Below are 9,727 nucleotides of genomic sequence, written 5' to 3'. Positions count from 1 at the left end.
AGACCCATCGCGGCGACCTGGCCCGCCAGCGCCCCAACCAGCGCGCCCTGCACTGGGCCCAGGCCAAGGTCTACGGCTGGCTGTTCTGCCAGGCGCGCGGGCTGGGCGCGGTCAACCTGGCGCTGGTCTATTTCGACCTGGGGACGCAGCAGGAGACGGTGTTCGTCGAAACGCACTCGGCCGAGGCGCTGCGTGCCTTCTTCGAGGCGTGCTGCGCCGACTTCCTGACCTGGGCGCAGCAGGAACTCGCGCACCGCAGCGAGCGCGACCGCTTCCTCTCCGAACTCGCCTTCCCGCATCCGGCCTTCCGTACCGGCCAGCGCGAACTGGCCGAAGCGGTCTACAAGGGGGCGGCCAGCGGCCGTTGCGTGCTGGCCCAGGCGCCCACCGGCATCGGCAAGACGGTCGGCACCTTGTTCTCGATGCTGAAGGCGGTGGCGCCGCACGGGCTGCACAAGGTGTTCTACCTGACCGCCAAGACCACCGGCCGCCAGCTCGCGCTCGACGCCGCCGCCGGACTCACCACCGGCGCGCCCGCCGGCCGGCTGCGGATCGTGGAGCTGACGGCCCGCGACAAGGCCTGCGAACACCGCGACAAGGCCTGCCACGGCGAATCCTGCCCGCTGGCCCGGGGCTTCTACGACCGGCTGCCGGCCGCGCGGGAAGAAGCGCTCGAGGCCGGCTTCCTCGACGCGGCGAGGCTGCGTACCGTGGCGCAGCGGCACGCGGTCTGCCCCTACTACCTGGGCCAGGAGGCCGCCCGCTGGTCCGACCTGGTGGTGGGCGACTACAACTACTATTTCGACGCCAGCGCCATGCTCCACGCGATGACGCTCGCCCATGAGTGGCGCGTGGGCGTGCTGGCCGACGAGGCGCACAACCTGGTGGAGCGGGCGCGGGCGATGTATTCGGCCGGGCTCGCCCAGCCCGCGTTGCGCGCGCTGCGGTCCACCGCGCCGACGGCCGTGCGCAAAGCCCTGGACAAGGTGCATCGCAGCTGGAACACGTTGCGCAAGGCGCAGCCGGCCGGCGCGGCGACCCTCGATGCGCTGCCGGCATCGCTGATCGCTGCGCTCAAGCTGGCCGGCGCCGCGCTCGAGGAGCACTTCGCGCAGGCCGCGCCCGGGCCGCTCGACGCCCCGCTGCAGCAGGCCTGGTTCGACGTGATGGGCTTCCTGCGCCTGGCCGAGTCCTTCGGCACCCACTCGGTGCTGGAGCTGGCGGAGCAGGGCGCGACGCTGCGCATCCAGAACCTGGTGCCGGCGCCCTTCCTGAAGAAGCGCTTCGCTGCGGCGCGCACTGCCACGCTCTTTTCGGCCACCCTGAGCCCGGCACGCTTCTACCTGGACATGCTGGGCCTGCCGGACTCCACCGCCTGGATCGACGTCGAGTCGCCCTTCGGCGCCGGCCAGCTGCAGGTGCAGGTGGTGAGCCGCATCTCCACCCGCTATCCGCACCGGCAACGCTCCGCGGCGCCGATCGCGCGCCTGATCGCGCAGCAGTTCGAGGCCCAGGCCGGCAACTACCTGGCGTTCTTCAGCAGCTTCGACTACCTGGAGCTGGTGGCGGCGGAATTCGAGCGCAGCCACCCGGGGATCCCGATGTGGGCCCAGGGGCGCGGCATGGACGAAGCGGGGCGCCAGGCCTTCCTGGAGCGCTTCGAGCCGGGCGGCGCCGGCATCGGCTTCGCCGTGCTGGGGGGCAGCTTCGGCGAGGGCATCGACCTGCGCGGCGACCGGCTGGTCGGCGCCTTCGTGGCGACGCTGGGGTTGCCGCAGGTGAATCCGCGCAACGAGCAGCTCAAGGCCTGCCTGGAGGGGCTGTTCGGTTCCGGCTACGAGTACGCCTATCTCTATCCCGGCATCCGCAAGGTGGTGCAGGCGGCCGGCCGCGTGATCCGCACGCAGGAAGACCGGGGCATCGTCTACCTGATCGACGACCGCTTCGCCCGGTCGTCCGTGCGCGCACTGCTGCCGGCCTGGTGGCGCATCTCGCAGGCGCCGTCCGCCTGCGCGTGAGGGCTTGGGTCATTACACCCAGGCCGTTTCCCCGTTTCCCCCCCAGTCTGCTGCCGAGCAGGCAAAACGGCACGGAAATGACGCTCAGGACGCTGGCGCGGACCTTGCGTAACCTTTGGTGCACGGTTTGCAGCCCCATGCTGTAGCCGGGCAGGGGCGGATGGCTCACCGGCATCCGCCCCACCCCCAACCCACGAGACGCCCCATGAAGAACCCCATCGACGACGCGTACGACGCCTGGAAGGAAGCGGACACCGCGGCGCGCGTGCTGGAACGCGAGGTGGGCGAAGCCTGGCGTCTCTACGACAGCGGCAAGGGCACCGGCCCGACGCGGGAGACCTTGCGCGAGCTGGCGTGGCTGCGGCACGTGGCGGCCGAAAAGCTCGCGCATGCCATCGGCCTGCTGCACGACGCCGGGTTGATCCAGCCGCCGGCGCGCAGCCAGCGCTTCGCCTACGTCTCGTAGAAGCGGAACACCGCGTTGAACATCGCGTTGGCGCGGTCGCGCAGTTGCTGCACTTCCGCCTCCAGCGCGGCGAGTTGATCCTTGCTCGTGGCCCCCAGCGCCTGGGCGACCTTTGCCTGTTCCAGGCATCTCTCCTTCTGCAGCAGCACGGCGTGAACGCGCTGCCAAGCCTCCGCCCCTGTCGTGTTCACCATCCCGTTGCCCCGTGAAGTTTTCCCATAATACAAGAATTTCCAACCCGAGAGCAAGAGGCGTTGCGCGGCGCAGGAAGAGGCCGACAGGCGGGGCGGACTGGTCCTACGCGGAGTGGCGCAGCAAGAGCGGATCATGCGTGCCTCTGCCATGCCGCAAACAACGAGAAGCCTGTCGCGCGGCTGCATCGCCGCGTTCCTCCTGACCCTTTCCAGCGCGAGCGCCTTCGCCCAGGCCGACCCCGCCACCGTCCCGAAGTTCGGCGAGCTCGATTCGATGGAAGCGCGGGTGCAGGGTTGCGTCACCTGCCACGGCCAGCAGGGGCAGGGCACCAGCAGCGACTACTTCCCGCGCATCGCCGGCAAGCCGGCCGGCTACCTCCTGAACCAGTTGCGGGCCTTCCGCGACGGCAGCCGCCGCTATGCGCCCATGAACTACCTGGTGGCGTATCTCTCCGACGAGTACCTGCGCGAGATCGCCGACTACTTCGCCCAGCTGCGCCCGCCCTTTCCGGCGCCGCAGCCCTCGGCCCTGCCGGCGGCGCTGCTGGATCACGGCCGCAAGCTGGTGCAGACCGGCGACGCCAACCGGCAGATCCCCGCCTGCATGGCCTGCCACGGCGCCCGGCTCACGGGCATGGAGCCGGGCATCCCGGGCCTGGTGGGCCTGCGCACCAACTACATCGCAGCGCAGCTCACGCGCTGGCGCGCCGGCGAGCGCCGCGCCGCCGGTCCCGACTGCATGCACCGCATCGCCACGCGGCTGGAGGAGACCGACATCCAGGCGCTGGCCGGCTACCTCGGGAGCCTGAACGCGCCGCTCGACCCGGCACCGGATGCGCGCCAGACGCAGCGCATGCCGCTCACCTGCGGGAGCCAGCGGTGAAGCGGGGCCTGCGCGTCGCCCTGGGGCTCGTCCTGCTGCTGGTGCTGGCGGGCGGCGGCTGGGTGCTGTGGCAGTTGAAGCCGTGGGACACCATCCGGCCCGGCCAGGCCGTGCGCACCGCGGCCAACGACGTGATCTCGCGCGGCGAATACCTGGCGCGCGCCGGCGACTGCGTGGCCTGCCACACCGAGCCCGGCGGCGCGGTGTTCGCCGGTGGCCGGGCCATGCCCACGCCCTTCGGCAACATGTTCGTCCCCAACATCACGCCGGACGACGAGACCGGCATCGGCCGCTGGACCCCAGACGACTTCTACCGGATGATGCACGAGGGCCGCTCGCGCGACGGCACGCTGCTGTACCCGGTGATGCCCTTCGCCAACTACACCCGGGTCACCCGCGCCGACTCGGACGCGATCTACGCGTACCTGATGTCGGTGCCGCCGGTGAAGCAGGCCAACCGGCCGCACGAACTGCGCTTTCCCTTCAACCAGCGCGAGCTGCTGGTGGGCTGGCGCACGTTGTACTTCCGCGAGGGCGAATACCAGCCCGATCCGAAGCAGAGCGAGGAATGGAACCGCGGCGGCTACCTGGTGCAGGGCCTGGGCCACTGCTCCATGTGCCACACCGCCGTCTCGGCGCTGGGCGGCTCGCGCGAGTCCGAGGCCTTCAGCGGCGGGATGATCCCCAACCAGAACTGGTACGCGCCTTCGCTGACATCCAACCGCGAGGCGGGCCTGGGCGACTGGACGCTGGACGAGATCTCCGACCTGCTGCAGGCCGGCGTGTCGCACCGCGGCGCGGTGTACGGGCCGATGGCGGAAGTCACCTACAACAGCCTGCAGTACCTCAGCGACGAGGATGCGCGCGCGATGGCGGTGTACCTGAAGTCGCTGCCGCCCAAGGGCGAGACGCGGCCCGAGCCGCAGGCCCAGCTGGTGGCGCCGGGCACCATGGAGAGCGGCCGCAGGATCTACGCCACGTGGTGCGCGATGTGCCACGGCGACGAGGGCAAGGGCTTCCCGCCCGGCTTCCCGCCGCTGGCCAACAACCAGTCGATCGAGATGGCCTCGCCCGTCAATCCGATCCGCATGGTGCTCAACGGAGGCTATGCGCCGGCCACGCGCAAGAACCCGCGTCCCTACGGCATGCCGCCCTTCGCCCACCTGCTGAACGACGAGGAGGTGGCCGCGGTGGTCACCTACATCCGCGTCGCCTGGGGCAACGGCGGAACGCCGGTCACCGCCGCGCAGGCCAACGCCCTGCGTTCCGTGCCGCTGGAGTGATGATGCAGAACGAAGAAGTCCACGAAGACCCGGCCGTCGAGGAGATCGTGCGCGCAGGCCCGCACGGCACCTGGGCCGTCGCCGGCGTCGCCACCTTCCTGGTGGTGCTGATCTACTTCCTGTTCTATTTCCTGGCCTACCTGCCGCGGGGGGCGGTGGAATGAATGCGATGGCGCATTCGCCGGCCGTCGAAGCGGCCGAGCGCGCCGAGCGGCGCTGGGCGTGGATCGTCGCCGGCATCATCTTCCTGCTGATCGCGATGATGGTCTTCACGGGCCTGCACTGGGCGGCGATGCCGCCCTCGCGGGTGGAGACGATCGACCCGCGCACCGTGCACCAGAAGGGCGAGTTCATCGAGGCCAACCTCGGCACCATGGTGGACGCGCAGGGGCAGGTGAGCGTGCGCCTGGTCGCGCAGCAGTACTCGTTCACGCCGCAGTGCATCGTGGTGCCGGCGGACACGCCGGTCACCTTCCGCGCCACCGCCACCGACGTGGTGCACGGCTTCGTGGTCGGCCGCACCAACGCCAACGTGATGGTGATCCCGGGCTTCGTGTCCACCTTCACCGCGCGCTTCCCCAAGACCGGCGAGCTGCTGATGCCCTGCCACGAATACTGCGGCACCGGCCACGAAGGCATGTGGGCGCAGGTGCAGGTGGTGGACCGCGACGAATTCATCCGGCAGGCCCAGCCGGGAAGGACGATCAGCTGTGTTCCTCGCTAAGCGGCTCGTGCTGGCCCACTTCTGGGTGGCCTTCGCCGGCTTCGCCGTCGCCCTGTTGCTCGGCGAGTGGCAGATGGCGGTGCGCAGCCCGCTGGCGGCCTGGATCCACAACCCGGAGCTCTACTACCGTTCCGTCACCGCGCACGGCACCGTGATGGCCTACGTGCTGCCGACCCTGGTGGCGATGGGCTTCGGCTACGCGATCACCGAGCTCGCGCTCGGGCGCCCGCTGCTGGGCGTGCGCTGGGCCTGGGCCGGCTTCTGGCTGGTGGTGCTCGGCACGGTGATGGCGGCCACCCCGGTCGCGCTGGGCAAGGCCTCGGTGCTCTACACCTTCTACCCGCCCATGGTGGGCAACGTCTTCTACTACCTGGGCGTGGTGCTGGTGGTGGTGGGCTCGTGGATCTGGGTCGGCCTCACTTCCTGGAACCTGCACCGCTGGAAGAAGGAGAACCCGGGCGCCACCGTGCCGCTGGCCATGTTCGGCAACGCCACCGGGGCCTATCTCTGGGCCTGGACTTCCGTCGGCGCGGCCTCCGAGGTGCTGCTGCTGATCCTGCCGGCGGCCTTCGGCTGGAAGGACACCATCGATGCCGGGCTGGCGCGCGTGCTGTTCTCGTGGACGCTGCACGCGATCGTCTATTTCTGGCTGATGCCGGCCTACATCGCCTTCTACACGATCATCCCGCGGGCGATCGGCGGGCGCCTGTACAGCGACACGATGGGCCGCGTGGCCTTCGTGCTGTTCCTGGTGTTCTCGATGCCGATCGGCATCCACCACCTGTTCGCCGACCCGCAGGTGGGCGCCGGCTTCAAGTTCCTGCACGCGGTGTTCACGGCGATGGTGTCGGTGCCCACGCTGCTGACGGTGTTCACGATCTGCGCGTCGGTGGAGATCGCGGCGCGGCTGCGCGGCGGCCGCGGCGCCTTCGGCTGGGTGAAGGCGCTGCCCTGGGGCAACCCGTACATGCTGGCCGTGGCCTATGCCTTCGTGATGCTCGGCTTCGGCGGCGCCGGCGGGATCGTGAACATGAGCTACCAGCTCAACGAGACGGTGCACAACACGCAGTGGGTCACCGGCCACTTCCACCTGATCTTCGCCGGTGCCATCGTGAGCATGTACTTCGTGGTCGCCTACGACCTGTGGCCGCACCTCACCGGCTGCAAGCCGTTGTCGACGCGCCTGATGAACTGGCAGCTCACGCTCTGGTTCGTGGGCATGATGATCACGACGCTGCCCTGGCACTTCACCGGCCTGCTCGGAATGCCGCGCCGCATGGCCTACTTCGACTACAGCCATCCCGAGCTGCATCCCCAGGCGATCACGGTGACCATTTCCTCGATCGGCGGGCTGCTGCTGGTGGCCGGCGGCCTGCTGTTCCTCTGGATCCTGGCCACGGCGGGGCGGCGCGGCCGCGCGGCGCCCGCGCCCTACGTCTTCGCCCGGCCGGTGCATGCGTCGGCCGTGCCGGCTTCGTTGAACGGCTTCGCCCTGTGGATCGCGCTGATGGTCGGCCTGACGGTGGTCAACTACGGCTTTCCGATCGTGCAGCTCGCGCTGCTGCCGGAGACCTCGGTGCCGGTGGTGGTGATCGGGGGGCCGCGATGAACGCCGGCGTGTGGCGCGCCCTCGCGGGGCTGCTGGCGATCGGCGTGGCGGCCCTGCTGGTCGGCTTCCTGTGGCTGCCGCAGGTGAAGCCCGATTTCACCGGCGGCGGCCTGTGGGACGCGATCTGCCGCGCGGCCGGCGTGCCGAGCACCTGGGCCCCGGCGGTGCCGCGCGAGGACGCCCAGGCCAGCCGCGTGGCAGCGGTGTTCACCCCCGCGCTGGCGGCCGGCGGCGACGTGGGCCGCGGCGGCACGCTGGCGCTGCGCTGCACCATGTGCCATGGCGCCCGCGGCGTCAGCACCTCCGACGTGCCCAACCTCGCCGGCCAGTACGCGGAAGTCACCTACAAGCAGCTCATCGACTACCAGAACGGCCACCGGCGCCATGCGCTGATGCAGGGCCTGGCCGCGGGCCTGTCGGAACAGGACATCCGCGACCTCGCAGCTTTCTACGCCCAGCTGCCGCGGCCTTCGCCGGCCGGGCCGGCCACCGCCGTGCCGCCGCTGGTGAACGTGGGCGATCCGATGCGCAACATCGCGCCCTGTGCCTCCTGCCACGGCGGCATCGACAAGAAGCCCGGCAGTCCCTGGCTGGACGGCATGTCGCAGGCCTACCTGGCCACGCAGATGCAGCAGTTCGCGGACGGCGCGCGCCGCAACGACACCCTGGCGTCGATGCGCAACATCGCGCGCCAGATGCGGCCGGAGGAGATCGAGGCGGTGGCACGCTACTACGCCACCCGGGCCATCGTCGGCCGCGCGGAAGGCGGCGCCGAGCCGGCGCGCTGAAGCAAAAAAAGAGCGGCCGCACGGGGGCGGCCGCCTGGATGACCCTCAGGGAGGAGGAAGAGGGACTCGATGGGTCTGAGGGTGGAGCTATGGTGCGCTTCGGCGCCTGCCCTGCGTAGGCACCAAGGTGCCTATCTGGCCCTACCCAGGTATCGACTTGCAGGGCAGGGCGTAAGCTGGCCGCAGCATGAACTTGCAGCCGTACGAACAGGTGGACGCCACGCCGTTTTCCGTCTCGCGCGAGGACCTGCTGCGCACGCACGGTCGGCCCTGGCGCGCGCAGCGCAACGGCGTCGGCCTCGACGAGATGGACTACGGCGAGGTCGTCTTCCGCTTCCAGGACTGCGGGCGGCTGGAGGAGATCACGTTGCAGGCGCAGGTCGTGACGCTGGGCAATGTCGCCGTGCCGTTCGCCGCGCTGGCGGCCTTCGTTCGCGCGCAGGATCCCGAGGCCTTCGAGCGCGCCGGCTTCCTGGTGAGCCCGCGCTTCGGGCTGGCCTTCGACCCGCGCGAGCCGTTCTGGGTGACGGCCCTGGCGCGCCACTGCATTCCGGAGTGGCGCGCCTTGTGAGCGCTGTTCACAATGGGGCCGTGAACCGCCTTCCATCCCTTCTTCGCACCCTCGCCGCGCTGGCGCTGGGCTCCGTGTGCGCCTTCGGGGCGGCGGCCGACGAGGTCAAGGTGCTCGCCGCCGGCGCCTTCCGCCCGGTGGTCGCGGCCATGGCGCCCGGCTTCGCGCAGCGCACGGGCCACAAGGTGCTGGTCGTCGACGGCGCCGAGGGCGCGCTCGCCGAGCGCATCCGCGCCGGCGAGGACTTCGACCTCGCCGTGCTGCCGCAGGCACTGCTGGAGGCCCTGGGGCGCGAAGGCGCGGTCTCCGACGGCTCGATCGTCCCGCTGGCCCGCGGCGCCGCGGCGACGGTGTATGCGGGCGCCGTTTCCACCGACGCCGCCAACTCGCAGGCGGCGCTGTCGCTGCTGATCCTGCTGGCGAGCGAGGAGACGCAGACGGTGCTGAAGCGCAGCGGCCTCACGGCGCCCTGATTGTCGTCCTGACTGACGTACATCAGCCGCCACCCGGCACGGCCGGCGGATCATCCTTGCATGTCGGCGGTCGACGCCGCGATTGACAAACCACGCTGCGGGCAGCACCCCGCCCGGCAGCGTCGATGCAAGGCAAAGGAGGCCATACCATGGCACGCATCGCTTCCATCTCCCATTCCCTGCCGCAGCTGCCGCACGCCCGCCACGCTGTGGGCCGCGTCACCGCCGTCGGCGCGCTGGTTTCCCTCGTCTCCCTGATCGCTTCCGTGGTGGTGCTGGGCACGCAGCGCCTGCAGCGGCGCCTCGACGCCTGGGCGGACGTGCGCCGCCAGCGCGCCGAAGACCGCCAGCTGTGGGACCTGGCCGCGACCGATCCGCGCCTGATGGCCGAACTCGTCGCGCTGCAGCAGCACGCCGAGCGCACGCGCTGAGCGCCTGCCGCGCCGCTCGTCTTCCCTTACGCGCGCGGGCACGCAGGCACCGACAACTCTTGACTCTGGTCAGCGAAGAGGACGGCCCCCTGCGGCCATCATGCAGGCATGCGCGACGAACGCTTCGAGCATCTCCTGGCAGCCTGGAGGACGGCCGAACAGGCCCTCGAGTCGTACGCGGGTGAATCCGTGCCGTGCGGCGATCCGGCCGTGCGCCAGCTGATCTCGCGCCAGCTCCAGTTCATCGCCTGGCGCCGCTACGGGCAGCTGTGCCGCTACGTCGCGTC

12 protein-coding genes are annotated in these 9,727 nt (G+C 70.6%); 11 read left to right on the top strand and 1 reads right to left on the bottom strand.

The features are described from left to right. Positions 1-2,018 (top strand): ATP-dependent DNA helicase (locus VFM98_RS20645; RefSeq protein WP_325111773.1); only part of this gene is annotated, 2,018 nt, incomplete at its 5' end. A 205-nt stretch (positions 2,019-2,223) separates the two neighbouring features. Beyond that, a complete protein-coding gene (locus VFM98_RS20640) occupies positions 2,224-2,484 on the top strand; it encodes a hypothetical protein (protein ID WP_325111772.1) in 261 nt (86 codons plus the stop codon). Here the strand turns inward: VFM98_RS20640 and VFM98_RS20635 are convergent. Next, the gene (locus tag VFM98_RS20635) at positions 2,472-2,678 is read right to left on the bottom strand and encodes a hypothetical protein (protein ID WP_325111771.1); all 207 of its coding nucleotides are present in this window, start codon (positions 2,676-2,678) and stop codon (positions 2,472-2,474) included. The two genes, VFM98_RS20640 and VFM98_RS20635, sit on opposite strands and share 13 nt — an antisense overlap. 133 nt (positions 2,679-2,811) lie before the next feature. On the opposite strand from VFM98_RS20635, the gene VFM98_RS20630 reads away from it, so the two are divergent. The 9 genes from VFM98_RS20630 (at position 2,812) to VFM98_RS20590 (ending at position 9,440) form a co-directional block, all read left to right on the top strand. Then, positions 2,812-3,561, top strand: coding sequence for a cytochrome c4 (locus tag VFM98_RS20630; RefSeq protein ID WP_325111770.1), 750 nt, complete (start codon positions 2,812-2,814; stop codon positions 3,559-3,561). After that, a complete protein-coding gene (locus tag VFM98_RS20625; RefSeq protein WP_414709059.1) occupies positions 3,558-4,844 on the top strand; it encodes a c-type cytochrome in 1,287 nt (428 codons plus the stop codon). The genes VFM98_RS20630 and VFM98_RS20625 overlap by 4 nt, the downstream gene beginning before the upstream one ends. Positions 4,845-4,846: 2 nt before the next feature. Next, positions 4,847-5,008, top strand: coding sequence for a hypothetical protein (locus VFM98_RS20620; protein WP_325111769.1), 162 nt, complete (start codon positions 4,847-4,849; stop codon positions 5,006-5,008). Positions 5,009-5,013: 5 nt separating this feature from the next. Beyond that, positions 5,014-5,568 carry a cytochrome C oxidase subunit II gene (locus VFM98_RS20615; protein WP_325111768.1) on the top strand — a complete coding sequence of 185 codons (555 nt, stop codon included), beginning with the start codon at positions 5,014-5,016 and terminating at the stop codon, positions 5,566-5,568. After that, positions 5,555-7,177 (top strand): cbb3-type cytochrome c oxidase subunit I, encoded by a 1,623-nt coding sequence (locus VFM98_RS20610; RefSeq protein ID WP_325111767.1) that lies wholly within the window; start codon positions 5,555-5,557, stop codon positions 7,175-7,177. Before VFM98_RS20615 ends, VFM98_RS20610 begins: the two co-directional genes overlap by 14 nt. Further along, positions 7,174-7,965 carry a c-type cytochrome gene (locus VFM98_RS20605; protein ID WP_325111766.1) on the top strand — a complete coding sequence of 264 codons (792 nt, stop codon included), beginning with the start codon at positions 7,174-7,176 and terminating at the stop codon, positions 7,963-7,965. The genes VFM98_RS20610 and VFM98_RS20605 overlap by 4 nt, the downstream gene beginning before the upstream one ends. Positions 7,966-8,152: 187 nt before the next feature. Further along, positions 8,153-8,536 carry a hypothetical protein gene (locus tag VFM98_RS20600; protein ID WP_325111765.1) on the top strand — a complete coding sequence of 128 codons (384 nt, stop codon included), beginning with the start codon at positions 8,153-8,155 and terminating at the stop codon, positions 8,534-8,536. 20 nt (positions 8,537-8,556) lie between these two features. Beyond that, positions 8,557-9,009, top strand: a complete 453-nt coding sequence (locus VFM98_RS20595) for a substrate-binding domain-containing protein (protein ID WP_325111764.1) — start codon at positions 8,557-8,559, stop codon at positions 9,007-9,009. Between the two features lie 149 nt (positions 9,010-9,158). Beyond that, on the top strand, positions 9,159-9,440 hold the full coding sequence (locus VFM98_RS20590) for a hypothetical protein (RefSeq protein ID WP_325111763.1): 282 nt from the start codon (positions 9,159-9,161) through the stop codon (positions 9,438-9,440). The last annotated feature ends 287 nt before the right edge of the window (positions 9,441-9,727 follow it).

It is taken from the genome of Ramlibacter sp., assembly GCF_035706265.1.
Classification (GTDB): Bacteria; Pseudomonadota; Gammaproteobacteria; order Burkholderiales; family Burkholderiaceae_C; genus Ramlibacter.
The sequence above is the reverse complement of the archived record's forward strand: the minus strand, read 5'-3'. Positions and strand labels throughout refer to the sequence as shown.

What these genes read in the sequence shown, in the direction of transcription:
- VFM98_RS20640 (WP_325111772.1), top strand. Translation starts at nt 2,224, where the DNA reads ATGAAGAACCCCATCGACGACGCGTACGACGCCTGGAAGGAAGCGGAC.
- VFM98_RS20635 (WP_325111771.1), bottom strand. Translation starts at nt 2,678, where the DNA reads ATGGTGAACACGACAGGGGCGGAGGCTTGGCAGCGCGTTCACGCCGTG.
- VFM98_RS20630 (WP_325111770.1), top strand. Translation starts at nt 2,812, where the DNA reads ATGCGTGCCTCTGCCATGCCGCAAACAACGAGAAGCCTGTCGCGCGGC.
- VFM98_RS20620 (WP_325111769.1), top strand. Translation starts at nt 4,847, where the DNA reads ATGCAGAACGAAGAAGTCCACGAAGACCCGGCCGTCGAGGAGATCGTG.
- VFM98_RS20615 (WP_325111768.1), top strand. Translation starts at nt 5,014, where the DNA reads ATGGCGCATTCGCCGGCCGTCGAAGCGGCCGAGCGCGCCGAGCGGCGC.
- VFM98_RS20605 (WP_325111766.1), top strand. Translation starts at nt 7,174, where the DNA reads ATGAACGCCGGCGTGTGGCGCGCCCTCGCGGGGCTGCTGGCGATCGGC.
- VFM98_RS20600 (WP_325111765.1), top strand. Translation starts at nt 8,153, where the DNA reads ATGAACTTGCAGCCGTACGAACAGGTGGACGCCACGCCGTTTTCCGTC.
- VFM98_RS20590 (WP_325111763.1), top strand. Translation starts at nt 9,159, where the DNA reads ATGGCACGCATCGCTTCCATCTCCCATTCCCTGCCGCAGCTGCCGCAC.